This is a genomic window from Vibrio sp. CB1-14 (assembly GCF_040412085.2).
Classification (GTDB): domain Bacteria; phylum Pseudomonadota; class Gammaproteobacteria; order Enterobacterales; family Vibrionaceae; genus Vibrio; species Vibrio chaetopteri.
Genome location: NZ_CP115921.1, coordinates 123,844 through 147,521 on the forward strand (window position 1 = coordinate 123,844; position 23,678 = coordinate 147,521).

The 23,678-nt window shown below is 46.2% G+C and carries 21 protein-coding genes and 2 pseudogenes; 16 read left to right on the forward strand and 7 right to left on the reverse strand.

Annotated elements, in window-relative coordinates; translation table 11 throughout:
- Nucleotides 1–75: 75 nt before the first annotated feature.
- A pseudogene (locus PG915_RS16640) lies at nt 76–1,440 on the forward strand (MATE family efflux transporter).
- Between the two features lie 156 nt (nt 1,441–1,596).
- Here PG915_RS16640 and hutZ read toward each other — a convergent pair.
- From hutZ to hutW, 3 genes are all read right to left on the reverse strand, one after another.
- The gene (gene hutZ / locus PG915_RS16645; protein ID WP_042495440.1) at nt 1,597–2,133 is read right to left on the reverse strand and encodes a heme utilization protein HutZ; all 537 of its coding nucleotides are present in this window, start codon (nt 2,131–2,133) and stop codon (nt 1,597–1,599) included.
- Nucleotides 2,134–2,197: 64 nt separating this feature from the next.
- On the reverse strand, nt 2,198–2,704 hold the full coding sequence (gene hutX / locus PG915_RS16650) for a heme utilization cystosolic carrier protein HutX (RefSeq protein WP_353499543.1): 507 nt from the start codon (nt 2,702–2,704) through the stop codon (nt 2,198–2,200).
- 8 nt (nt 2,705–2,712) lie between these two features.
- On the reverse strand, nt 2,713–4,140 hold the full coding sequence (gene hutW, locus PG915_RS16655) for a heme anaerobic degradation radical SAM methyltransferase ChuW/HutW (protein ID WP_353499544.1): 1,428 nt from the start codon (nt 4,138–4,140) through the stop codon (nt 2,713–2,715).
- A 207-nt stretch (nt 4,141–4,347) separates the two neighbouring features.
- Here hutW and PG915_RS16660 point away from each other — a divergent pair.
- The 3 genes and pseudogenes from PG915_RS16660 to PG915_RS16670 all read left to right on the forward strand — a co-directional run bounded on the left by PG915_RS16660 (nt 4,348) and on the right by PG915_RS16670 (nt 7,178).
- Nucleotides 4,348–5,202: pseudogene (locus tag PG915_RS16660) on the forward strand (heme/hemin ABC transporter substrate-binding protein).
- 87 nt (nt 5,203–5,289) lie between these two features.
- Entirely contained in the window at nt 5,290–6,324 is a 1,035-nt protein-coding gene (locus PG915_RS16665; protein ID WP_353499545.1) for a FecCD family ABC transporter permease, read from the forward strand.
- Nucleotides 6,321–7,178: a heme ABC transporter ATP-binding protein gene (locus PG915_RS16670; protein ID WP_353499546.1), complete on the forward strand. Its 858-nt coding sequence runs from the start codon at nt 6,321–6,323 to the stop codon at nt 7,176–7,178. Before PG915_RS16665 ends, PG915_RS16670 begins: the two co-directional genes overlap by 4 nt.
- A gap of 95 nt (nt 7,179–7,273) precedes the next feature.
- On the opposite strand, the gene PG915_RS16675 is transcribed toward PG915_RS16670, so the two are convergent.
- Nucleotides 7,274–7,735, reverse strand: coding sequence for a TetR/AcrR family transcriptional regulator (locus tag PG915_RS16675; protein WP_353499547.1), 462 nt, complete (start codon nt 7,733–7,735; stop codon nt 7,274–7,276).
- Between the two features lie 501 nt (nt 7,736–8,236).
- On the opposite strand from PG915_RS16675, the gene PG915_RS16680 reads away from it, so the two are divergent.
- Entirely contained in the window at nt 8,237–8,536 is a 300-nt protein-coding gene (locus tag PG915_RS16680) for a YfcZ/YiiS family protein (protein ID WP_353499548.1), read from the forward strand.
- 50 nt (nt 8,537–8,586) lie between these two features.
- Here PG915_RS16680 and PG915_RS16685 read toward each other — a convergent pair whose 3' ends face one another.
- The gene (locus PG915_RS16685; protein ID WP_112462483.1) at nt 8,587–8,883 is read right to left on the reverse strand and encodes a YnjH family protein; all 297 of its coding nucleotides are present in this window, start codon (nt 8,881–8,883) and stop codon (nt 8,587–8,589) included.
- A gap of 92 nt (nt 8,884–8,975) precedes the next feature.
- On the opposite strand from PG915_RS16685, the gene PG915_RS16690 reads away from it, so the two are divergent.
- The 4 genes from PG915_RS16690 (at nt 8,976) to PG915_RS16705 (ending at nt 11,533) form a co-directional block, all read left to right on the forward strand.
- A complete protein-coding gene (locus tag PG915_RS16690) occupies nt 8,976–9,578 on the forward strand; it encodes a hypothetical protein (protein WP_353499549.1) in 603 nt (200 codons plus the stop codon).
- A 128-nt stretch (nt 9,579–9,706) separates the two neighbouring features.
- Nucleotides 9,707–9,895 (forward strand): hypothetical protein, encoded by a 189-nt coding sequence (locus tag PG915_RS16695; protein ID WP_353499550.1) that lies wholly within the window; start codon nt 9,707–9,709, stop codon nt 9,893–9,895.
- 25 nt (nt 9,896–9,920) lie between these two features.
- The gene (locus PG915_RS16700; protein ID WP_353499551.1) at nt 9,921–10,625 is read left to right on the forward strand and encodes an SgrR family transcriptional regulator; all 705 of its coding nucleotides are present in this window, start codon (nt 9,921–9,923) and stop codon (nt 10,623–10,625) included.
- Nucleotides 10,626–10,690: 65 nt separating this feature from the next.
- Entirely contained in the window at nt 10,691–11,533 is an 843-nt protein-coding gene (locus tag PG915_RS16705; protein ID WP_353499552.1) for a hypothetical protein, read from the forward strand.
- A gap of 18 nt (nt 11,534–11,551) precedes the next feature.
- On the opposite strand, the gene PG915_RS16710 is transcribed toward PG915_RS16705, so the two are convergent.
- Nucleotides 11,552–12,451, reverse strand: coding sequence for a LysR family transcriptional regulator (locus PG915_RS16710; protein WP_353499553.1), 900 nt, complete (start codon nt 12,449–12,451; stop codon nt 11,552–11,554).
- A 167-nt stretch (nt 12,452–12,618) separates the two neighbouring features.
- Here PG915_RS16710 and PG915_RS16715 point away from each other — a divergent pair, with 167 nt between their 5' ends.
- The 6 genes from PG915_RS16715 (at nt 12,619) to PG915_RS16740 (ending at nt 21,365) form a co-directional block, all read left to right on the forward strand.
- Nucleotides 12,619–14,310 (forward strand): L-lactate permease, encoded by a 1,692-nt coding sequence (locus tag PG915_RS16715; protein ID WP_353499554.1) that lies wholly within the window; start codon nt 12,619–12,621, stop codon nt 14,308–14,310.
- A 150-nt stretch (nt 14,311–14,460) separates the two neighbouring features.
- Nucleotides 14,461–15,219 (forward strand): (Fe-S)-binding protein, encoded by a 759-nt coding sequence (locus PG915_RS16720; RefSeq protein WP_353499555.1) that lies wholly within the window; start codon nt 14,461–14,463, stop codon nt 15,217–15,219.
- Entirely contained in the window at nt 15,216–16,652 is a 1,437-nt protein-coding gene (locus tag PG915_RS16725; protein ID WP_353499556.1) for a LutB/LldF family L-lactate oxidation iron-sulfur protein, read from the forward strand. The genes PG915_RS16720 and PG915_RS16725 overlap by 4 nt, the downstream gene beginning before the upstream one ends.
- 13 nt (nt 16,653–16,665) lie before the next feature.
- Nucleotides 16,666–17,331, forward strand: a complete 666-nt coding sequence (locus PG915_RS16730) for a LutC/YkgG family protein (protein ID WP_353499557.1) — start codon at nt 16,666–16,668, stop codon at nt 17,329–17,331.
- A gap of 21 nt (nt 17,332–17,352) precedes the next feature.
- Nucleotides 17,353–20,187 (forward strand): FAD-binding and (Fe-S)-binding domain-containing protein, encoded by a 2,835-nt coding sequence (locus PG915_RS16735; RefSeq protein WP_353499558.1) that lies wholly within the window; start codon nt 17,353–17,355, stop codon nt 20,185–20,187.
- Between the two features lie 170 nt (nt 20,188–20,357).
- Nucleotides 20,358–21,365, forward strand: a complete 1,008-nt coding sequence (locus PG915_RS16740; protein WP_353499559.1) for a metal-dependent hydrolase — start codon at nt 20,358–20,360, stop codon at nt 21,363–21,365.
- Nucleotides 21,366–21,434: 69 nt separating this feature from the next.
- Here PG915_RS16740 and PG915_RS16745 read toward each other — a convergent pair whose 3' ends face one another.
- A complete protein-coding gene (locus PG915_RS16745) occupies nt 21,435–22,805 on the reverse strand; it encodes an NAD-dependent succinate-semialdehyde dehydrogenase (protein ID WP_353499560.1) in 1,371 nt (456 codons plus the stop codon).
- A gap of 494 nt (nt 22,806–23,299) precedes the next feature.
- Here PG915_RS16745 and PG915_RS16750 point away from each other — a divergent pair, with 494 nt between their 5' ends.
- Complete coding sequence (locus tag PG915_RS16750) at nt 23,300–23,677, forward strand: SirB2 family protein (protein WP_353499561.1); 378 nt, start codon at nt 23,300–23,302, stop codon at nt 23,675–23,677.
- Nucleotide 23,678 lies beyond the last annotated feature (1 nt).

Here is a 23,678-nt window from a genome sequence, read left to right on the forward strand (position 1 = left end):
CCAGCGTGACATAAATGTTAATTGAACGCCATAAGTATGCATCTAAAATATGCATGTCATCACCGGGAATTATTCATGAAGCGCATTCTGTCACTCGCAACACCACTTATCATTTCACAGCTCATTGCTATGGCGCTGGTACTTACTGACGTCTGGATGATGGCACAACTGAGCGTTAGTGACCTTGCTGGCGGTGGTCTTGGCGCATCTGTCTATACCTTTGTTTTCCTTGTTGCAGGCAGCACCGTTGGTTGTGTCGCCAACTTAATTGCTATTGCTTACGGCCAAAGTGTTGCAAGACCTGAACATGGTAAAAAACAAGTGCGACTCGCGGTTAAAGGCGCCGTGATGCTGTCGCTACTTCTAACCATTGTTCTGACTTCAGCGTTTGTTTTTGCCCCAGATTTCCTACGAATGGCCAAGCAGTCTGAAGAAGTGATTGTCGTGGCAATGACCTACCTCGACACGCTCAAGTGAGCCATGTTACCTACTTTGCTGCTCCTTATTCTACGGGGCTTGACCAGCAATTACGGCGACGCTAAATCCGTGATGATCATGTCACTTGCAACCGTCTCCTTGAACGTACCGTTTAGTTACTTCCTTGCATTCAATTTAGGTTGGGGTATTGCCGGACTAGGGCTTGGCACAGCACTAGCCGCCACATTGGTATTGATTGGCTATGGTTACTGGGTATTCAAGCGCCCTACATATTACCGATTTGCTCCTTGGCTTCACTTAGAAGAATACGAATGGCGACTCATGTTGCCACTGCTGTCGATGGGTATTCCAATTGCCATTGCCGCTGCGCTCGAAATGGGGTTGATTTACGGCGGAACCCTTATGGCCGGTTTTATTGGTGTAACCGCACTCGCGCTACATCAGATCTTACTGCAATGTTTAAGCTTTACGTGGAACATCAACTTCGGCTTCTCGCAAGCTGCCGCTATTTTAGTGGGTAAAGAGTTCGGTAATGACAATCTAGATGGCGTTAAAGCGGTCTCAAAGCGCAGTTTTGCCCTCGTTACTATTTTAAGCGCAGTGCTGGCGGTTGTTTTTATTGTATGGCCAGAAGCCATAGCGAACCTTTTCCAGCTTGATGGAGAAGGCGAACACACGCTCACGGATATGCTTTCTTCGTTGATATGGGTCGTGGCACTTTGTTTTGTTGTCGATGCTTGGCAACTACTGGCAATTAACCTTCTACGTGGAATGAAAATTGTGGTTTTGCCGACCATCATGACCGCCATCGGTTACTGGATATTTGGCCTTCCCGCGGCTTGGTTATTGATGTCTCACTATGAGCTTGCTGGGATCTGGGGCGGTATACTGGTCGGCCTTGCTGCGACTGGAGTGCTTTTGCTCGCTCAATTGGTTTATGAGCTCAAGGCGGCTTCTCGACCAAACCTAGTTCACAATAGTGTATATAGTAATACACATTAAACCGTCATCCTCCCGCACGTGAGGATCTTTGTCAGCGAGTATTGCACCCAATTTATGCGAGTCACTCGCCGTGAAAGATCCCCTTTTTCAAGGGGATGACGATATGTTAGATGACAACACGTTTATTATGTAAACGTTCTTAACTCACTAATCTGTTTAAGCTTCAGAATCTGCTACTTTGCGGTGACCTTCTTGAAGGTGAACAAAGTCGACAAGATCATCGCCAGACACTTGATAAGCTTGGCCAAAGCCTTTAACAAACAGACCATGCTCCGCTTTCAAATTGAATAAAACGAAGTCTTCGAGCTGACTTAATCCATCAATGATTTCGCCAAAGCGTTCTTTCATTTGGCTAACAACTAACTTCCATTGTTCTGTATCACGCGCCACAACTGAGGCAACGGCATCAAAGGTCAGACGCTTTCTTGCAAACAGCTGCTTACTCTCCGTTTCATCTTCAATCATCATTAAAGATACATTCGGGTTTTGCTCTAAGTTACGCGCATGACGTGCGATTTGAGAAATCAAAACAAAATAGCCATCTTGATTTTGTACAAACGGTGCGTAGCTGACATTTGGGCGACCTTCTTGGTCAACCGTGGCTAGTTGTATGGTTTTACGCTCTTGACGAAATTCTTTAATTTCCGGGCCTAGACGTCCTTGTAGGCGCTCTTGCTTAACTTGTTGATCCATGTTGAAACCTCACTTTCTCTAATAATTATTATGTTTTAAATCGATTGCTTAACCTGGCCACTCACTAGCCACGCAATTTTTGTTGCAGTGCCTTAAAGTTGTCTACCTGTTCTGGTAATAGTACGCGCTTTTTATCTCTACCTAGGTAAATCTTGAATACGTTGTTTCCTGCTTCATCAAAGAAACCAAAATAGTAGCTCTCATTACCCATGAAAGGTTTACTAACCAAAGCTACTGTTTTAATCAGATCTAGCTTCAAGTGGCCATGTAGCTCGCCCTCTTTACCCATCAGGTTGTAGTAGCCACGCGCTACTTTGCCCTTCGGGAATGGAGCTTTAACTTCAAAGATAGAGCCAAACGAATGCACAATCGTAGTCACTGGTCCCCACGTAGTAATTGATTCTAGAATGTCTTGTGCAACATTCCCGTTTTCGAATGCCACCATTTCTTCAGGCATTGCACAAACTACATCACGCTCACTCACTCCCAGTTGTTCTGCGATAGCAGCTGGCAATAGTGATGGTTCAGTTTCCAAGATATTTGCAACATTTTGCTTCAATTCAGTTGTCATTGTATTTCCTATGCAGCGTTTGTTTTTGCTTTGTGATGTTTTTGAGCCTGCATGGCATGTGGACGACCCATACCTTTTGGCATCTGTGGTTTATCTTTAATCATTGTGTTGATTGCAGCGATAGCACCTTGTGCCAAGGTTACAGACCAAAAAGAGCCAGCAACGGTAAGAACAAGGTAGTCCTCATGCAATTCAACGAGCCCATTTTGTTCCCAAATTTCAAACAGAGGCGTGAGTAGATCAAAGGTATTCTCACCTTCAAAGTTCACCAACATGCTTCTGCGCACAACGCCGCTATCGAAACCGGCTTTAAGGCTTGCCAACACTGGCTCATAGCGACTTTGCTTGCTCATCATTGCTACGGTTGTTTTACCTGAACGCATCGCGTCCATATAAGCTTCTAGCGTTCGATGGTGCATCATTCCATAGCCGCCTATGTTGCCACCTGCTCCTGCCCCTAAAGGCAATACTTCGGCAAATGTTTTTGCAACGCTGTTATATTGACTGCGCTCTCGATTATCTCTTGCCCAGTGATTCACGCTTAACTGCTTCACGAAATGCTTATTCATGAAGTCGACGCCAAGGTTGTACATAGCGGCCTTTTCAGCGGATGTTGCTGGTGCTTCAGAGCGCCCTTTTTCAACTAATCCAATCATTGGCGCCGATCCACCCACCACCAATTGGTATAAGTCGACACCGTGAGCGCCTGTTTCCATGTAATCCTTGAGATCTTGTTTAAATACTTCAAGTGTTTGATAAGGAAGTCCATAGAGCAGATCTATAATGATTGGCGCCTCATCGCGTACCGCTAGTTGAGAGAGTCGCTCCATAACGACTTCTCGATCATCAAGACGTTTAGCACTTCTTCTCACTTTAGTATCAAAGCTCTGAACACCAAACGAAAAGCGATTGAAGCCACCTTCAAGTGCGTTATCAAACATCTCTTCACTGAAACGGTTGGTGCGCCCTTCAAGGGTAATTTCGCAGTCAGTCGCTAGAGGGAAAGAGGCATGAATAGCTTTCCCTAGCTTACGCACCTGCTCGGGAGATAAGTCTGTTGGCGTACCCCCGCCAATATAGACAGCATGAAATAATCCACTTTGGGTCCACTCTAGCTTTGATTTGATTTCAATCTCTTTCATAAGAGCTTCGAAATAGTCATCGACCAATCGACGACTTGAAGCATTCTGGAAAAAGTTACAAAAAGTGCAACGAACACGACAAAATGGAATATGAATGTACAAGCAACGTTTTTTACTGCGAGAGGTTGTCTGAGCGGTTAAGTCTTTAAACAAGCCTTCGTATCGTTCCGATTGGATTGGTACGGCCATACCACCCGCATGGGGTGAGGTCTTCTTTCCGAATGCAAATCGCAATGGATCTGGGGTATTTACCCCTAAATGTGACTCATCGAGTTGACTTAAATCAATTTTCATAACTGCTCACGATAACTATCAACGCCCTGTTGTATAAGGCTTAATCTAAAACGAGAAAGATCATAATAGCCCCATAGTGATTATGCAAATGATAATTGATATTATTTTCACTAACATGCATAATCCAATAAAACTCAGGGCAACAACATACTTGTACGCCCAGAAAACCCATTTATGGAAAGCACTGGTTTGCTTAGGATCCCGACAATGAAACACGCTCTTAAAAACGTACTTTTAGCTGGCGCCGCTTTTTCTTTAGCTTGTGGTCAAGCTTTTGCCGCCAGTAATGAAAAAATCGTCAGCGCTGGCGCTTCAGTCACCGAACTTATCTATGCACTTGATGCAGAGAGTCAACTCGTAGGCGTCGATGTCACTAGTATTACTCCTAAAGACTCTTCACTCCCTAAAGTTGGTTACCACAGAGCGTTATCATCAGAAGGCCTTTTAGCACTGCAGCCGACTATGATTATTGGGTCAGATGAAATGGGGCCAAAGACAACATTAGATCAGTTGCAGCGGATTGGTGTCGATATCAAGGTGGTGAATAACGATCCTACAATCATTGGTCTAAACAAACGCATTGACCAAATCGCCGCGCTAACCCACACAAAAAACAGAGCACCCGCCCTAAAATCACAAGTTGCCACAATAGTTAAGGATTTAGAGACGAATCAGAACGTAGAGCATAAAACAAAGAAAGTCTTATTCTTGCTAATACATGAAGGCCGTCCAGCAAACGTTGCTGGTAGTGACACGACGCCAGATGCCATCATTACTCTGGCAGGGGGTTAAAACCCAGCCGCCGCATCGCTAACGTCATACAAACCAATCTCAAATGAAGCCATTATTGAGATGCAGCCAGATGTGGTGCTTGTGAGCGGACGCAGTTACGCGAAGCTCGGCGGTAGTGCTGCGATTATTGATGCCTTACCAATGTTGTCAGCAACGCCTGCTGGGCAAAATAATGCCATTTTAACCATTGACGGCCATGCTTTGGTAGGTGGTCTTGGTCTAAAGAGCCTAGAAGAGGCAAAACGCATTAACGCGCTCCTTTACCCATAGTTAGCTTGTTGGGGGTAATAGTGCAAAGTACGCTTATACCTCCTCCAACTTATTGCATCTTAACACCCTGCTTTCTTTAAGATTTTTATGCTAAGAAACTTCTCTAACACTCTCGTATTTTCAGCCTTTGCGATATTGCTGGTGCTGTCTTCCGTGTATTCCATTACCGTCGGCCCCATGAACATCTCTTTCTGGCAGAGTATTCAATCGCTGACGATGGCGACTAATGATTTGGCGCCGCATATCAACTTAGTCATCCACGATATTCGTCTTCCTCGAACACTACTTTGCATGTTGGTCGGTGCCATTCTCGCGGTTTGCGGCGCTGTCATGCAGGGGCTATTTCGTAATCCATTGGCCGAACCAGGCATCATTGGCGTGTCCGCGGGTGCCTCACTTGGTGGTGCATTGGCGATTGTTGGTTTTGCTGCGTTAGGTATCGAATTCCCTGAGTTTATGGCGCTAATGGTTGTGCCTGTATTCGCCTTTTTTGGTGGAGCACTGACCACGATTTTGGTGTATCGATTAGGCACAAGTAAATTTGGCACGTCTGTCACCATAATGCTGCTAGCTGGTGTCGCGATAAGTGCTTTGTCGGGCGCGGCTATTGGCTATCTAAATTTCATTGCTGACGATCAAATGCTTCGCGATCTGTCACTTTGGTCTATGGGTTCATTAGCAGGAGCCAGTTGGGGCAAAATTTCCTTATCAGCCATAACATTACTCATTCTATTTTGGTTCTTTTACAAAAAAGCGATGGCACTAAACGCCTTATTACTTGGTGAGTCTGAAGCGAAGCACCTCGGTATTCCGGTTCAACGCCTAAAAAGACAGTTAATTTTACTCACCGCCGTTGGTGTGGGTGTTACGGTCAGCGTGTCAGGATTGATCGGCTTCATTGGTTTGGTTATCCCCCACTTAGGCCGCATGCTAGCAGGTCCAGACCACCGTACCTTGCTACCTTTGTCCGCGCTACTTGGCGCTCTGCTCATGACCGCAGCAGATATGGTCGCTCGTGTCGCAGTTGCGCCCGCAGAGCTGCCTGTAGGCATCGTTACGGCAATTGTCGGTGCACCATTCTTCTTATACCTGCTATTTCAGCAAAAAGGGAAATTTGTATGAGTCTTGAAAGCCATCTTGTTGAAGACAGTCTCCTTGAAAGCAGTCACCCTGGAAAAAATCCCGTTAAAAACCGTCTCAATGACATCGCTATCTCAGCGCGTGGTCTTAAGATGCGATTTGGGAATAGAGTGATATTGGATGATGTCGATATTGACCTTTACTCTGGGCAAGTCACCACATTGCTTGGCCCTAATGGAGCAGGTAAAAGCACCCTACTTAAACTTCTATGTGGAGAAACACCTTCAAGTTTTGACATTCGCTACTTCGGTAAACCAAGAACCCAATGGCCAGCACAGCGGCTCTCAAAGCACCTGGCACTATTGCCACAACACAGTACTTTGTCGTTTCCATTTCTGGCATCTGAAGTTGTTGAGCTTGGCGCTATTCCATTGGAGATCTGCAACCACGCAACACAATCACTCGCTAAGCGCTATATGGGTACAGCAGACGTAGAGCATTTAGCAAAGCGCCTTTACCCTTCGCTCTCTGGAGGAGAAAAGCAACGTGTGCACCTCGCTAGAGTATTGACACAGTTACATCAATCAGGTGATCAAAAGATACTTATGTTAGACGAGCCTACTTCAGCATTAGATCTCGCTCATCAACACAACACCTTGGCAATCGCCAGAGAGCTAGCCGATACGCAAAATGCAGCTCTAGTGGTTGTACTTCATGATCTTAACCTCGCGTCTCAATATTCAGATAGATTGATCGTCCTAGATAATGGAAAGATCGTCGCGGATGATGCCCCTTGGCAAGCGCTCACCAGTGACTTGATTGAAGAGGTATATGGCTACCACTCTATGGTGACCAAACATCCGAAACATAACTTTCCGCTAGTCTTACCTCAATAGACCTCTAACTCAATAAGCTTCAGATACAAAAAAACCGCTCTATCTTGAGCGGTTTTCATCTTACTGTTTTGCCAGCTATGGCTAGGAGTCGATGACTACTTAGTCAATTGGATCAATGAACGGCCGATAAGCCATTCTAGTTCCTTGTCACTACCTTCACCGTACTGCGTCTCAACCAGCTTATAAAGGCGGTCAATCCCCTTAGAGGCAAACTCGTGTGAGTTTTCTGAAGTGACAATGTGGTGGAACAGAAGTTTAAGAATAGCTAAAAACTCATGATTCTTAAGAGAATTAATCCAACTTACTGTGAATCCATCAATGCCTTTTTCAAACTCCAGATGTTCAACGAACATTTTGAAGATACGTCCATCTAGTGCGGCGGTAAAATCCGTCTTCTTTGGAAAATGGTGACTAATTCCGGTTCTTGATATACCTGTCTGCTGGCTTAATGTGGTATACGACATTTTGTCATAACCAAGACGAATGATCTGATCAACGACCGCTTCCATGATTTTCTGGATCGTAATCTCAGTATCTTCTTTACTACGCTTTGGCATTTCTTAAGCTTCTCTAATCGTTATCTGCGTACGCTGTATGCTATACCATAATTAAAGCAGTGCTCGCTGTAATTTTCTATCCATTTATGTATCAATTTGCTCAAACACAGATTACGGCAACCTGAAAGCAAACCATACACGAGACACATAGTTGGTACAGATACCATTTAAAATAATATAAAAATCAAGTTATTGATTAGTAACTTATAAAGTCTACCATTTCGCACTAAGGCTTGTACTAATCTGTACTATATCATTAGTACAAGAGTCTCATTTTTGAGAACTTAATCACAAACAAACAACACCACTTGCATATCCAAAAGCTATTGATAAACAAATAGATATTTACAATTTATATTATACCAAAGCCTAATATTCAAAAAATGATGCTTAAGCTCGTGCATCATTTACTAACACTTAGCCTAGAAGCAGTGAATTTATTGCTGGATACCTAATTTCTACAGTTATAGAATAACCACAGATTTTATGAGAGGTATCGTTATGTCAAACACCTATGAAGAACCAACCGTATGTGACGCTTGTGGCGTTGCTGGAGAAATGGGATTCATCATCAAGGAAGGCGATGACGTCGCAGAAGTACAATTATTCGGCGAATCGCAAGTTCAGCTACAAGCAGAAATTCAAAAATACATCGATTTGGCAAAGACTGTGTCAGAGAACGTTGAATTTGAAATTTCTGAGCTTGGTGAAGAGAGCAAAGAGCTTACAGCTCGTTTCAAGTTTGAAGTGAGTGCAGAGAAGCTGATTTTTGAACTAAAAACGCGCTCTCTAGCGCGCTAATACCGCAATTAGCTGGTGCCCAAAAAAGCACAAGTTTACTAAAGCGAGCATTATTGCTCGCTTTTTAATGCCTTCCACTTGAGCTGTCCATTCATCTCAAAATCTTGCTCAGCCACACATTGAAGAACCACTCCTTCAACATTGATTACCGCCCCTAATGAGTAAGCCTTATCATTGTAATAACAAACCCGTTTACCTAACTTAGAATCTGACAGTAGTACCGCAGCACCGACATCCGAACCAGGCGTGGTAATGACTTTCGCCGATACTGTCGACGCCACCAGCGCGCCAACAATGGCGAGCATCACAACGCGTGTGGATTTCCATTGTGAAATTGTTTTTTCCATTGCAAACTACCTAACGTTTCCAAACTGACCATGTTCTAGACAGACTATATTTCGAAAATATTCTGTTGCCAATTATAGCGAACCCAAACTGTATGCTTCGATCCACCATTGCCCTTTTGTCTCTAGTGTTGCTAGCCTCAAACTCAAGTGCCATTGAGCTTGATTACTACAAAATTCTCAACCATCTAGACAACTACGGCAATTTGGATCTACGCAATAAACCTTATACCAGCCTTCCCAATGGATTAGTGGTCAAAGGCAATCTGAATATCGCCAAAACACCGATAAAAATGATGCCGCAAAATCTCGAGATCAAAGGTAGCCTAGATGCTTCAGATAGTTTAGTGGAATTCATGCCAAGAGGAACCAAAATCACAGGTTACGCCAACTTTTTAGGCAGCCAACTCAAAGCTTGGCCGCAAGGTGTTGTTCCTGGTGGGTACATCAACCTGGGTGATACACCCATTGAAAAACTGCCTAACGGTATGCTGGTCAACGGAGACCTAAGTTTAGTTCGAACGCCTATTTCCGAACTTCCCGAAGGCATTGTTATCGAAGGCAACCTATATATTGGTGGCTCAAAGATCACTCAATTCCCCAAAACCATGACCGTCAATGGCAACATCTTTCTTGGCGGTAATGTGATTACACAGTGGCCGGACAATCTAACACTTGGTGGTGCGGTCGCACGCTAAGTTCAGATATCATGTTTAAACAGAGTCATGCTTAAACAGTAAACCGGAACAGTTGAAAAATCTGTTCCGGTTTTATTTTATCTGCATTCTGTAATCTGTTGTCATCAACAGTAAACAGAGATACAAACATGGCTTTTTTCAACTACGTTGCAAACTACTTTCAATCAACCTATAAATACGAAACCAATGACACACTACTAGCCAAGCTGTTCTACTTGTCTCCAGCTGAGCGCGCCGCACGTCTCAATGAACTCTTTGATACCGACGCCTTTTGGGGACTAGAGTTAGGTATAGATAGCGATAAACAAGACAAATAACCGGAACATTTGTTAGCGGGCTGGCATGATTAACAAACGTAAACTTGAGCTCTACGAAAACCTATTTAGACATCTAGGGCCTGGCGCTCACACTATCACCGTCTCTGCGATTGGGGAGACAATGAACTGCAGCGAGCGACATGCTCGAACACTACTCAAGCAGATGTCGGAGCGCGGCTGGCTTTGCTGGAAGCCAGCTCGAGGCCGAGGCTTGAAAGGTAGTCTTACCTGCCTGCTTGAGCCACTTCAAGCCTGCTATAACGAAGTCGATATCGCAACTGAACAAGGCAAGTACGATGTTGCTCATAAGCTCATCGGCTTCAACGATCGTAATGTTGCTAGTGCGCTGAAGCAGTATCTCACTCACGCAACCATCGAAAGCGAGAATACGGTGCATGCGCCATTTCATCGCAAGCTCAGCTGGTTACATCCTCACTATGCGATGGAGAGAACCGAGCGGCATTTAATCCATGAAGTATTTCAAACCTTGGTGACCTCAAGTGAGAAAAAATTTACTGGTGAGTTAGCACACAGTTGGAACCATTGCCAATACTATCGCAGTTGGACATTTTACCTGCGTACTGGCGTTGTTTTTCATGATCAAACGCCACTCAGCGCGTTCGACGTGGTCGACGTGGTCGAAAGCCTTCAAGCTCTGGCAACCTCTCCCTATTGGAGTCGTCTGTATGATCACATCGACTCTTCAGTGCAAACTCCCCCTATCAAATAACCATTGAGCTAACAGAGCCTGACCCTCACTTTCTTGCTCTCCTATGCCGCTCAGAAGCCGCTATTTTGCCCAAAAGTATGGTGCACCGAGCCGAAAGCGTATACAAACTCATTGGCTCCGGTGCATTTTCGGTCACTGTGAATTCAGAAAAATTGCTGCGTCTTACTCGGCACAGTCAATACTCTGGTAGCAATGCGCTGGTAGAACATATAGAGCTTTGGATTCATGAGGAATGGGCGAAAGATAAAAAATGTGCAGAAAACTTTTTCTTTCTTAACGACGAGGAGGAAACCTATAAAGTCGCCACCGCCGATATTGGTTACTTCTTTTTATTGCTCAACCACACAGAGCTTCAAAATACCAACTTCAAACATCAGTTAGAGTCACTGTTCTCTGAAGAGCAGTCCTCAGCACTGTGCTCGTCTCTGCCAATCGAATTTAGCTATGAAAACAACAACGAAAATCGTACCTTCGCCAAAAAACTTAAAGAAGGTCTAACGCTTGGCGGCTCGCAAGGGCACGGAACGCAAGTTATCTACGGGCATCCTAAGACTAACCAAGCACTCTCTATTGGTGGCATCCGATTAGAAGGAGACCGAGCTACCAGTCTGTTTGCCTTCTTCAAGCTCTACCCATACTGGCACAGCAATCTTAATTGGAAACAGCAAGATAAGTTGAGTAAGGCGCTAAGCACAGTAAGGCATGCGCACAACTCGACAGAAAGAGAGCGGCTCTTAGATGAACTACTGGTATGGCTATATCAAGACAACGTACTTGCAATCATCAAATCCGAAGACTTAACCCTAACCATCCCCTCTCGGATTCGCGGTGTGGAAATCAATTCCATCGGTTGGTGTAACTTTTCAAGGCTGTGGATCCAGCAAAAACCGAGCTCCACTGGCGCTTAACACCTAGTATCGTGCTCATTAAAAGTAGTGCGAAATCGCAAGGTAGCGTGTACGAATATGCTCGATTAGCAATCTCACTTTATTTGGAGGCTGACGGGTAAATGGATAGACAGCGTAAATACCCAGCCTCTTGCCCACTTGATCCGGGAAAATATCCACCAGCTGGCCATTGCGTATATCGTGATATACCAAACATCTTGGTACATAAGCGATACCATGTCCTCCCAGAGCAGCCTTGCGAAGTGCAGTCGCATTATCGGTAGAGAAAGAGCCTGACACGCGTACGATATAGTTGCCTTTGCTTCCTTTGAACTCCCACTCCGACGCCCCCGTCGTCTGATAGGCGTATTGTAAACAGTTATGCTCAGTCAGATCCTCAGGCTCTAGTGGCTTGCGGTTTTTCGCAATATAAGATGGAGATGCGCACACCACCCACTGGGAGTCCAGAATATGGCGCGCAATCAGACTTGAGTCTTCCAAATAGCCGGTACGGATGACTAAGTCATATCCGCCATCAACAAGATCGACAAAGCGGTTGTCCAATGACATATCGACCGAAAGACCCGGATGCATATTGCAAAACTCAGCCACAGCATCGGCCAAAATGAGGTCTCCCGAGATGGTTGGTACCGACATTTTGATGTGACCACTGACGTTTTCACCAAATCCCGACACCGATTCCATTGCTTCTTGGGTGGCTTGCTTCACATTTTTAGCGCCGTGGACTAGCGCCTTACCTGCTTCAGTTAGCGTTAATTTGCGCGTTGTTCGATATAATAATTGAACCCCTAACTCTTCCTCAAGCCTTGCAATTCGTTTGCTAACTACTGAATTTGTAAGGTTATTTTGCTCAGCAACACGACTGAACGCCCCAGTTTCTACTACCTGATAAAACAGGATCAAATCGTCTGCACGCATACTTTTATGTCATTTTTGGAAATAATCATTTTCATTATTTCTCTATATCACCAAAAAAGAAAGGGATAAATTTACCCCACCTTAACAACCCTATTACAAAAATAATAAGCACGACGCGGCTGACTCACTCAACACCAACAGTCAGCCAAGACAAAAGGAAGTCGCTAATGTCTGAAACTTTACTTGCCCTTGTTGCCTTTTCTCCCATTTTGGTTGCAGCCATACTTCTGGTGGGATTGAATTGGCCAGCCAAAAAAGCCATGCCTGTTGCGTTTGGCCTAACCGTAGTCATCGCCCTATTCACTTGGGACATGTCCGTTACCCGTGTTTTAGCGTCCATTTTCCAAGGATTCGGCATCACCGTTGCCATACTTTGGATTGTGTTTGGCGCCATCTTCTTGCTCAACACACTGAAACACACTGGCGCTATTACAACGATTCGTAATGGCTTTACCGATATTTCACCTGACCGCCGCGTTCAAGCCATCATCATCGCTTGGTGTTTCGGGTCTTTCATCGAAGGCGCATCCGGCTTTGGCACGCCTGCAGCGATAGCAGCACCTCTGCTAGTTGCGATTGGCTTTCCTGCCCTAGCCGCGGTTTTGATGGGTATGATGATTCAATCAACCCCGGTCTCTTTTGGCGCGGTTGGCACTCCAATCATCGTTGGTGTAAACAAGGGTTTAGATACGCATAACATCAGCGAATCATTGGTTTCCCAAGGTGCGTCGTGGGATCTCTACCTACAGCAAATCACCGCTAACGTTGCCATTATTCATGCCTGTGTGGGTACGCTGATGCCGGTACTTATGGCGATGATGCTGACTCGCTTTTTTGGTAAAAACCGCAGTTGGACTGAAGGTCTAGATATCCTTCCTTTCGCACTCTTTGCTGGTGTTGCATTTACCGTTCCCTACGCACTAACAGGCGTGCTACTGGGTCCTGAGTTCCCTTCACTGATTGGTGGTCTGGTTGGCCTTGCGATCGTCGTCAGCGCAGCCAAACGTGGTTTTCTCGTTCCCAAATCAAAGTGGGACTTTGAAAGCGAAAATAAGTGGCCAGCAGAATGGCTTGGCTCGCTAAAAATGGATCTTAAGCAAAATGCCGGCAAACCGATGTCAATGACAGTGGCATGGCTACCCTATGTTTTACTGGCCGTTATCCTTGTCGCAAGCCGAGTAAGCAGCGAGTTCAAGGGTTTCCTAACCAGTGTAAGCCTGTCATTCGGTAATATTCTTGGAGAGACGGGTATTAGTACGGCCATTCAGCCCCTTTATCTGCCAGGAGGGATTTTAGTCTTCGTTGCTATCCTTGCGGTCATCATTCAATCGCGCTCTGCAAAACCATTAGTCGAAGCGTTTGGTGAATCGAGTAAGACACTGATTGGTGCAGGCTTTGTTCTCGTGTTCACCATTCCTATGGTTCGTATCTTTATTAACTCCGGTGTTAACGGCGCTGATCTCGCAAGCATGCCAGTAACCACAGCGAATTTTGCTTCCGCTCTAGTTGGTGAAGCCTTCCCAGCCTTGAGTGCGACCATTGGCGCGCTCGGTGCCTTTATCGCAGGCTCTAACACTGTCTCGAACATGATGTTTAGTCAGTTCCAATTTGAAGTGGCTCAGACACTGACTATTTCAACGACCGCTGTGATTGCCTTACAAGCCGTTGGCGCTGCTGCGGGTAACATGATTGCTATTCACAACGTCGTCGCAGCCTCTGCCACGGTGGGACTACTCGGCCGTGAAGGTCTGACGTTGCGAAAAACCATTATCCCTACGTTCTACTACCTAGTTGTCACTGGCCTTATCGGACTGGCAATGGTGTACGGTTTTCATGTGACCGATGCACTCATAAACTGATTTAGGTTTTAGTCAAAGGCGCACTTGCCGACTATCGGCAAAGTTGTGAAACACTTCAAGAAGGTAAGTGCGCTTATTTTTCATAACCTTACAACTAGTCTATATAAAAATATGAACCCATAAAAATGGGTCTAGTGCTGGAGCAATACAATGCGAATCTATCCCTCAAAACCGAGCAAGGTCTACTTCTATGCCACCTGCCTAGTAGACGTATTTGACCCCAAAGCAGGCTTAGATGCCATGACCCTTTTAGAGCAACAAGGCATTGAAGTTGAGTTCGTCGAAAAACAGACCTGTTGCGGACAACCTGCCTATACATCGGGCTATGAATCAGAAGCTAAACAGGTTGCAAAAAGCCAGATGGATCTGTTTCCTGAAGAGTATCCGATTATTGTTCTGTCTGGTTCGTGTGGTGGCATGATGCATCACCATTATCGCCGCCTATTTAAGGGGGATAACAATCAAGCTCAAGTCGATAAGTTCTGCGACAGAGTGTTTGAACTTACCGAGTTTCTCGTTAATGTCTGTCGCGTCAAACTTGACGACAAAGGCCAACCAACAAGCGTTGTTATACACACCTCCTGCGCGGCAAGACGTGAAATGAACGTCCACGTCACGGCGACCGAACTACTGAGTCAGCTCTCCAATGTCGAGCTTCGTATGCAAGACTATGAAAGCGAGTGTTGTGGCTTTGGTGGTAGTTTCTCTGTACGCCACCCGAATATCTCCGAAGCGATGGTGAAAGACAAAACTCACCATATCGAAGCGACCCAATCCGATACGCTGGTGAGTGCTGACTGGGGATGCCTTCTCAACATCAATGGCGCGTTTGAATATCAAGGAAAGCCCATCAAAGGGCGTCATCTAGCCTCATTTCTTCTTGAGCGAACACAGGAGAATGCACAATGAGCCAAACTCCTGAACAGTTCCACCAGCTAGCCAAAAATGCCTTAGGTGATAAACAGCTCAGAGCAAACTTTCGTGGTGCGATGGATTATCTGCGTGATAAGCGTAAAACAGCATTTAGTGACGAAAAGGAAGAGAAGCAGATAAGAGATCTTGCCGAATCCATCCGCCAACGCTGCCTAAGCAAGTTACCAGAACTTCTCGAACAGTTGGAATTCAATTGCTACAAAAATGGCATTCAAGTTCATTGGGCAGAAAACCCAGAACAAGCGAATGCCATCATTGCCGCTATTGCTGATGAGCACGATGCCAAACAAATCATCAAAGGCAAATCCATGGTGAGCGAAGAGATCGAGATGAACCATGAGATGGCGAAACTCGGTATTGAATGCTTAGAAAGTGATATGGGCGAATACATCGTTCAACTCGATGGCGACAAGCCCTCTCACATAATCATGCCAGCGATTCACAAAAATAAGCAGGAAGTAAGTGACACCTTTGAGCAACATCTCGATGGCTTCAAACCTACCACAGATGTAGATAGCCTGATTCAAACCGGCCGCACCCGTCTGAGACAAAAATTCTTCGAAGCCGATATTGGTTTATCCGGTGTCAACCTTGCCGTTGCAGAAACCGGCACGCTGTGTCTAGTTGAAAACGAGGGCAACGGCCGCATGTCGACAACGGTACCAAACGTGCACATTGCCATCACCGGTATCGAGAAAGTCGTTGAGTTTTTGTCTGATGTACCACCGCTTTACAGCGCGTTAACTCGCTCTGCGACTGGGCAAGCCATCACCACTTACTTCAACATGATCACCTCTCCTCGCAAAAACGGTGAGAAAGACGGCCCGCAAGAAGTGCATCTAATTTTGCTCGACAACGGACGTAGTCAAGCGTACCACGATGAAGAGCTTCGCAAGACTCTACAATGTATTCGCTGCGGCGCATGTATGAACCACTGCCCTGTCTACACCAAAATTGGCGGTCATGCTTATGGCACAGTTTACCCTGGCCCTATTGGCAAAATTATCTCGCCTCATTTACTGGGTATAGATAAAACCAAAGACCTTGTTACCGCTTCTAGCCTCTGCGGTGCATGTGGCGAGGTTTGCCCAGTACGAATTCCGATACCGGACATGCTGCTTCGCCTACGTAAAGAAGCCAAAAACAAAGCGGAAAAAGAAACACTAGCACTGAAAGGGCAAAACGCCGCCAGCAGTGGTCTTGAAACCGCGGCAATGAAAGGGTTCGCGCTCGCAGCAAGTAATCCAAACTTGTATCACACAGGCACTTACATGGCGACCAAGCTGCAAAATCTTATCCCGGATAAACTCGGCGCTTGGACACAATGTCGTACCAGCCCAAAACCGGCTAAGAAAACCTTACACCAGATCATGGCTGAACGCAGCAAAGCCAAAAGCGATAAGCAGTAGCGAGGAAACCAAGATGGACACTAGACTTGCCAAAGACACTATTCTTGGCCGACTCAAACAAGCTAAACGCACCCCAAAGTCAGCGGAAGAATTAGCGTTTTATCCTTGGGGTAGTCATCCAGATATCACTATTGATGACAAAGCGAAGCGCTTTGTCGACATGATGAGCGCCAATCATGCAGATGTTCGCACAATACAGCGCTCTGAACTTACCCAAGCCCTACGTGATGTGATGAACAGTTACGGCTTCAATCGCGTTGCCATAGGGACAGCAGGAGAATTCATCCGCGATTTCGAAGCTGCCGCTCAAGATAAACAAGTGACGTCATTCAACCAGAAAATCGAAGCCTGGAAAGCCGAGCTTTTTAGCGATATTGATGTCGGCATCACCCACACGCTAGGCGGTATTGCAGACACAGGCGCACTGGTACTGTGGCCAAACGAGCACGAGCCGCGTACCTTATCTCTAGTGCCACCAAGTCACATAGCAGTCGTCAAAAAGTCAGCGCTTTACGGACACTTTCTGCAAGTGATGCAAGAGAACAATTGGGATCATTACATGCCGACCAATGCGCTTTTAATCTCTGGCCCCTCGAAAACCGCGGACATTCAACAAACGCTCGCCTACGGCGCCCATGACCCGAGTCAGTTGATCGTACTGTTATTGGAAGACGAATAAGAACTTATAAAGGACACCAAGATGAGTCACAAACGCGATTATGAATTGCTCAAACAGCAACTCGCCTCCAGAATCGACTCCCAGCGCATCATCACCGGTGAAGCAGAGCGCCTAGCTTATGGTACCGATGCGAGCTTCTATCGACTGATCCCACAGATCGTGCTGCGCCTTAAAGATCTCGATGAGGTGATATTTACTATCCAGTGTTGCCGTGAACACGGTATTCCATTTACCTTTCGTGCCGCTGGCACCAGTTTGTCAGGCCAAGCGGTGTCTGACTCTGTCCTTATCGCTCTCACTGACGACTGGCGCGAACATACTATCTTTGAGCAAGGCGCCAAAATCCGCCTTCAACCCGGTGTTATCGGCGCCGACGCCAATAAATACCTACTCCCATTCCAACGTAAAATCGGCCCAGACCCTGCGTCTATCAACACCTGTAAAATTGGCGGTATTGCTGCCAACAACGCGAGCGGCATGTGTTGCGGCACCGCACAAAACTCGTATAAAACCGTCGACAGCATGAAGATAGTGCTGAGTGATGGCACCTTGGTAGATACCGGAGACAAGGCAAGTATCGAGCGCTTTAAAGCGGACAAACCTGAGTTTATTGAAGGGCTCAAACACCTTGCAGAGACAACCAAAGCCAACAGCGAGCTCGCCGAGAAAATTGCTCATAAATACCGCTTAAAAAATACCACTGGCTACGCACTGAATGCGCTCGTTGATTACAGCGACCCTATCGAAGTTCTAGAGCATTTGATGATTGGCTCCGAGGGAACCCTAGGTTTTATCGCTGATATTACCTATAACACGGTCGAGGAACACAAATACAAAGCCTCTACTTTGCTGGTGTTTTCCGATATTGAAACAGCAAGTAAGGCAGTAACGACGATAGCAACAACGCCAGTTGCCGCAGTAGAGATGATGGATGGACGCGCTCTACGCTCAGTGGCAGATAAACCAGGCATGCCCGAGTTCATTCAGCAACTCGACCTAGAAGCGACCGCACTCTTGGTGGAAGTTCATGCGTCTTGCCAGCATACATTAGATAGCCACACCGACGCGGTAATGACAGCGCTGAGCGAATATACTATCGTCGAGTCTGTACCATTCACACTTGATCCAGCAACTGTTGCCACGCTTTGGGGCATTCGCAAAGGCATGTTCCCAGCGGTTGGCGCTGTGCGAGAAGTCGGCACCACCGTCATCATTGAGGACGTTGCTTTCCCAGTAGAAAACCTCGCGGCCGGCGTGCGTGACTTGCAGCAACTCTTCGACAAATACCACTACGACGAAGCCATCATTTTTGGCCATGCACTAGAGGGCAATCTGCACTTTGTGTTTACCCAAGGATTTGATAGCCAGGAAGAGATCAACCGCTACGGCGGTTTTATGGATGATGTGGCCGATCTTGTTGCCGTCAAATACCAAGGTTCGTTGAAAGCTGAGCACGGTACAGGGCGCAATATGGCTCCCTATGTCGAACTGGAATGGGGACAAGAAGGCTACGCGCTGATGCAACAAATCAAAACACTCTTCGATCCAGAAGGTTTGCTCAACCCTGGTGTGATTATTAACGACAATCCCCACTCGCACATCGAAAATCTCAAACCTATGCCCGCTGCCGATGACATTGTGAACCGCTGTATCGAGTGTGGTTTTTGTGAGCCAGTTTGCCCGTCTCGCACCCTTACCCTTTCACCTCGTCAGCGCATTGTTCTGTTCCGTGAACTTCAACGTCGCAAAGCCGCTGGTGAAACGGTTGAGGCGACAGAACTGGAGCAAGTCTTTGAGTACCAAGGCATCGATACGTGCGCAGCCACGGGGTTGTGTGCCGATCGCTGCCCTGTCGGTATCAACACCGGTGATCTGATTAAGAAACTTCGAGAGCCGAAATACAAAAAATTCCGACCGTTCGCCAAGTGGACGGCAGATCACTTTACCGCGACCACAGCCATAGCGCGATTCGGTCTCAAAAGTGGTGCGGTTGCTACCAATATCCTAGGCCAAGAGCGTGTCGTTAAGGCCGCCGAAGGAATACGCAAAATCACCAAAAAAGCTACCCCAGCCTGGCTACCAGAAACACCGCGAGGAGCCAAGTTTGACAGCCGAAACCTCTCAAATAACCTAATGGCGAAAGACAAAAAAGTGGTGTATTTACCATCTTGTGCCAGCCGCAATATGAATACTCAATCCAATGCATATGACCAGCGCTCCCTTGGCGAGGTGACAGTGTCACTTTTTGAAAAAGCGGGAGTATCACTCATCACTCCAAAATCACTCAGTGACCAATGCTGTGGCATGCCCTATGACAGCAAAGGAATGACCGACATCGCCAAACAAAAGAGTGAACAGCTAGAGCTTGCTTTATGGGAAGCTTCGGAGCATGGCAAATATCCTATTTTGATGGACACCAGCCCATGCGCGAAACGCAGCATAGAGCAGTTCACTAAACCGATGACCATTGTTGAACCAGTAAAATTCGTCAGTGATTATCTGCTCAGCGAACTAACACTATCGCCAATCAATGAAACCGTGATGCTGCATGTCACGTGCAGCTCAAGACGTATGGGATTGGAAAGCGCTATGCTATCGCTCGCAAAAGCTTGTGCTAGCAACGTCATCATCCCAGAACACATTCAATGTTGTGGTTGGGCAGGTGACAAAGGCTTCACTACTCCAGAACTCAATGAAGCGGCTGTAGCACCTCTTAAGGCACAAGTACCACAAGGGTGCACCCGAGGCTTTAGCAACAGTATTACCTGTGAAATTGGCCTCTCTCACCATAGCGGGATCCCTTATCAATCGATTCTTTATCTTGTCGATCAAGTCGCCTCTCCGGCTCAGTCCTAATCGAGTATTGACCCAGTAAACCTAATTTATCTGCCATCGAAGTCTAAAAGCTTTAATGGCAGATTCATTTTACCGTTAGTTTTCCCATTCGCCTTGTCGCTTCTAACGGTTTACTGCTATAGCTTATTGTATTCTAAGTTATTTATTCTCGGGCGATCAAAGTACTATTTATGGATCCATTATCACAAGGACTGTTGGGAGCATCATTATCGCAATCGGTGAGTAACCGACCTAGGTTTGTGGTCGCGGGGGTTTTAGGTCTGCTTTCTGGACTAGCACCCGATATAGACGTATTGATCCGCTCTTCGCACGATCCGTTGTTGTTTTTGGAGTTTCACCGCCAATTTACTCATTCACTGCTGTTTATCCCGATAGGGAGCCTTATTTGTGCCATGCTTTTTCACCCTCTGATCGCCAAAAAGCGTGGCTTCTCATTCAAGCAATCTTGGCTCTATTGCACACTTGGTTATGCAACTCATGGACTTTTAGACGCGTGCACGTCATACGGCACGCAACTACTCTGGCCGCTGACTAATGAGCGCTTTGCTTGGAACAGCATTTCTGTCATCGACCCCCTATTCACGCTCCCACTGCTCATCGTGTTGGCTATAGCTCTGTGGAAGCGAAGCCCAGCAATTGCAAGAGTCGCATTCCTATGGGCGCTAATTTATCCAACCCTAGGCATGCTGCAAAGAGACAGGGCAGAGCGCACAGGCTGGCAAGTCGCAAACGAGCGTAATCACAGCCCAGTTAGGCTCGAAGCGAAACCCAGTTTTGGCAATATTCTGGTTTGGAAGATTATCTATGAAGCTGACGGAAGGTTTTACATTGATGCGGTGAGAGCTGGACAAAAGCTGACTGTGTATCCTGGCACCAATGTAGAAAAGCTAAACGAGGAAAAAGCGTTTCCTTGGTTACATGAAAATTCGCAGCAAGCCAAAGATATCGGGCGTTTTTCTTGGTTTTCTGATGATTTTGTGGCTCTTAGCGAACAGAGTAATCAGAGGATTATCGACGTACGATATTCCATTGTTCCCAATGAGCTCAATGCGTTGTGGAGCATTTCGTTGTCTGAAAATGCCGCCGATAACGAACACGTTACCTACCTCACTCACCGCAGCAGCAGCGAAAAAGACAGGCAGCGATTTTACAACATGCTTTTTGGTCGCTCTCAATAGGACCAGCGTACTGAAATGAAATAACGACGAGCATGTCCAACATGGACATGCTCGACCGTAGAGTCAAAGTTATGCGAACCTAACCAGCTTCTTGTTTACAAACTCATCCAGCCCCAATCGGCCTAGTTCACGACCAAAACCAGAGTTTTTAATACCGCCAAATGGGAGGCATGCCTCCGACATTGAGAACGTATTAATAAACGATGCGCCGCAGTCCAAAGCCCCGGCGACCGCATTGGCGCGATCGATGTTTTCTGAAATGACAGCAGAGCTCAATCCATAAGAGCTGTTATTAGCAAGTTCTATCGCCTCTTCATCGCTGCTAACGCGATATACTACGGCAATAGGTCCAAATAGCTCTTGGTCGAACACATCCATCTGCGGAGTAACATCGGCAAGGATAGTTGGCTTGAGCCATGCCCCTTCGAGGTTTTCTGACTCACCCCCCAATACTAAGCTAGCACCTTGTTCAACGGCATGTTGTACTTGTTCAAGTAAATAATCACGTTCTTGAACACTCACGACAGGCGCATACCCGGTTTGAGGATCCATAGGATCTCCCGCCTTTAGAGTGCCTAGCGCTGCAGCAAACTTTTCCATGAACTCATCATAAGCTTCATCGGCAACAATAAATCGCTTAGCACTAATGCACACCTGGCCAGAATTAAACATCTTCGCGATTGTTGCCAGCTCTACCGCTTTATTCACGTCGGCATCAGCAAGCACGATAAACGGGTCGTTACCGCCCAATTCCATGACCACTTTTTTTAAATATTTTCCTGCCAACGCAGCTACGCTTGCTCCGGCTTTTTCACTGCCTGTTAGCGACACACCTTGTACGCGTTTATCAGCAATAATCAGCTCTGACTGGCTCGATGCAACAAACAAGTGCTGAACCAATCCTTTTGGCGCCCCCGCATCTTCAAACAACTCACTGATAGCCTTTGCACACTGAGGAACGTTAGACGCATGTTTAAAGGCAACGCTGTTGCCCACCATTACGTTTGGTGCAATAAAACGAATCACTTGATAGAACGGAAAGTTCCAAGGCATGACGCCATAAATCACACCGAGCGGGTGATTTTGAATTTCAGCTCGGCCTGTGGCAACTTCTTCAATAGGCTCTGCAGTGAGAAAGCGCTCACCATGTTCAGCATAGTAGCGGCATATCTGAGCACACAGTGGGATTTCTAACGCGACACCTTGGCTGTGCAATTTACCCATCTCTGTCGTCATAAGCGCCGCATAGTGCTCTGCTCGCTCTTCTAGCATCGATGCAACGCGGGAAAGCAAAGCCGCTCGCTCGTGATGACTTGTTGCTCTCCACGCTTCGAAAGCAGCCTGAGCCGTATCAATCCGCTCCACAACTTGAGCGTCTTGCCAAGTATCGAATCGCTGTTCTATGTGATTGGTATATGGGTTTAATGTTCTAATCGCCATGTTGTTTCTCCGAGGGATAGAGTAAGTCGGCACGCACCGACCAAAAATGTTCACGCTATTTGCGCTGTTTTTATTGTGAAAACAACATACACCCGGAAACAATCAAGAAACAACTAGGCAAACTTACATCAATTTGAAAACAACATGACTAAACGGCGTGTTGTATGAGTTCTGTAAATAGGTAAAGTATCTCCCCTAATTTCAGTGGATTAGAACATCAGTAAAACGTATGGATTTGTATAAATAGGTACATTGTCCGGCAGACATCACGTTCTAAGAACCCTATGGTGCAGATAAAAGAAACAATGAAGTAACACTTGATTTACATCAAAGACCACCTCTGTACTATTCCCTATCGTGGCGACATGAAAATGTAAACACTGTGTAAAAGCTTTATACCCTGCTAGTGCTAGTTAGCACTGAACTCAATGTTTGAGTCAGCGAGCACGACTTGGGTGGCAACCGCGGCGGCGGCTTGAGGTTATTTAGATATTATGTACACGCTTCTTTTGAAAACACACGTCACTTTGGCACTACTGAGCTTTATCAGCTTCATCATTCGCGCTTGGTGGGGTTTTAGTCATTCCGCTTTAGTTGAAAACAAGTTTGCTCTGGTCATCCATCAAGTACTTACCGCCTTTATGTTATTAAGTGCGGCGGGACTTTGTATGACTATTGGACAATTTCCACTATCAAACCCGTGGCTTACTGAGAAACTCGGGTTATTTATCGTTTATGCGATCAGCACTATGGTTATCTTCCAGTTCCCACTCGCAAAACGTACTCGAGTACTCGTGATGTTGATTACCTGTGGAATATGGCTGACCATCTTTACCATAGGTAAAGCTCATGCCCCGCTACTTTTTGGATAAT

What these genes read in the sequence shown, in the direction of transcription:
- hutZ (WP_042495440.1), bottom strand. Translation starts at nt 2,133, where the DNA reads ATGGATCAACAAGTTAAGCAAGAGCGCCTACAAGGACGTCTAGGCCCG.
- hutX (WP_353499543.1), bottom strand. Translation starts at nt 2,704, where the DNA reads ATGACAACTGAATTGAAGCAAAATGTTGCAAATATCTTGGAAACTGAA.
- hutW (WP_353499544.1), bottom strand. Translation starts at nt 4,140, where the DNA reads ATGAAAATTGATTTAAGTCAACTCGATGAGTCACATTTAGGGGTAAAT.
- PG915_RS16665 (WP_353499545.1), top strand. Translation starts at nt 5,290, where the DNA reads ATGCTAAGAAACTTCTCTAACACTCTCGTATTTTCAGCCTTTGCGATA.
- PG915_RS16670 (WP_353499546.1), top strand. Translation starts at nt 6,321, where the DNA reads ATGAGTCTTGAAAGCCATCTTGTTGAAGACAGTCTCCTTGAAAGCAGT.
- PG915_RS16675 (WP_353499547.1), bottom strand. Translation starts at nt 7,735, where the DNA reads ATGCCAAAGCGTAGTAAAGAAGATACTGAGATTACGATCCAGAAAATC.
- PG915_RS16680 (WP_353499548.1), top strand. Translation starts at nt 8,237, where the DNA reads ATGTCAAACACCTATGAAGAACCAACCGTATGTGACGCTTGTGGCGTT.
- PG915_RS16685 (WP_112462483.1), bottom strand. Translation starts at nt 8,883, where the DNA reads ATGGAAAAAACAATTTCACAATGGAAATCCACACGCGTTGTGATGCTC.
- PG915_RS16690 (WP_353499549.1), top strand. Translation starts at nt 8,976, where the DNA reads ATGCTTCGATCCACCATTGCCCTTTTGTCTCTAGTGTTGCTAGCCTCA.
- PG915_RS16695 (WP_353499550.1), top strand. Translation starts at nt 9,707, where the DNA reads ATGGCTTTTTTCAACTACGTTGCAAACTACTTTCAATCAACCTATAAA.
- PG915_RS16700 (WP_353499551.1), top strand. Translation starts at nt 9,921, where the DNA reads ATGATTAACAAACGTAAACTTGAGCTCTACGAAAACCTATTTAGACAT.
- PG915_RS16710 (WP_353499553.1), bottom strand. Translation starts at nt 12,451, where the DNA reads ATGCGTGCAGACGATTTGATCCTGTTTTATCAGGTAGTAGAAACTGGG.
- PG915_RS16715 (WP_353499554.1), top strand. Translation starts at nt 12,619, where the DNA reads ATGTCTGAAACTTTACTTGCCCTTGTTGCCTTTTCTCCCATTTTGGTT.
- PG915_RS16720 (WP_353499555.1), top strand. Translation starts at nt 14,461, where the DNA reads ATGCGAATCTATCCCTCAAAACCGAGCAAGGTCTACTTCTATGCCACC.
- PG915_RS16725 (WP_353499556.1), top strand. Translation starts at nt 15,216, where the DNA reads ATGAGCCAAACTCCTGAACAGTTCCACCAGCTAGCCAAAAATGCCTTA.
- PG915_RS16730 (WP_353499557.1), top strand. Translation starts at nt 16,666, where the DNA reads ATGGACACTAGACTTGCCAAAGACACTATTCTTGGCCGACTCAAACAA.
- PG915_RS16735 (WP_353499558.1), top strand. Translation starts at nt 17,353, where the DNA reads ATGAGTCACAAACGCGATTATGAATTGCTCAAACAGCAACTCGCCTCC.
- PG915_RS16740 (WP_353499559.1), top strand. Translation starts at nt 20,358, where the DNA reads ATGGATCCATTATCACAAGGACTGTTGGGAGCATCATTATCGCAATCG.
- PG915_RS16745 (WP_353499560.1), bottom strand. Translation starts at nt 22,805, where the DNA reads ATGGCGATTAGAACATTAAACCCATATACCAATCACATAGAACAGCGA.
- PG915_RS16750 (WP_353499561.1), top strand. Translation starts at nt 23,300, where the DNA reads ATGTACACGCTTCTTTTGAAAACACACGTCACTTTGGCACTACTGAGC.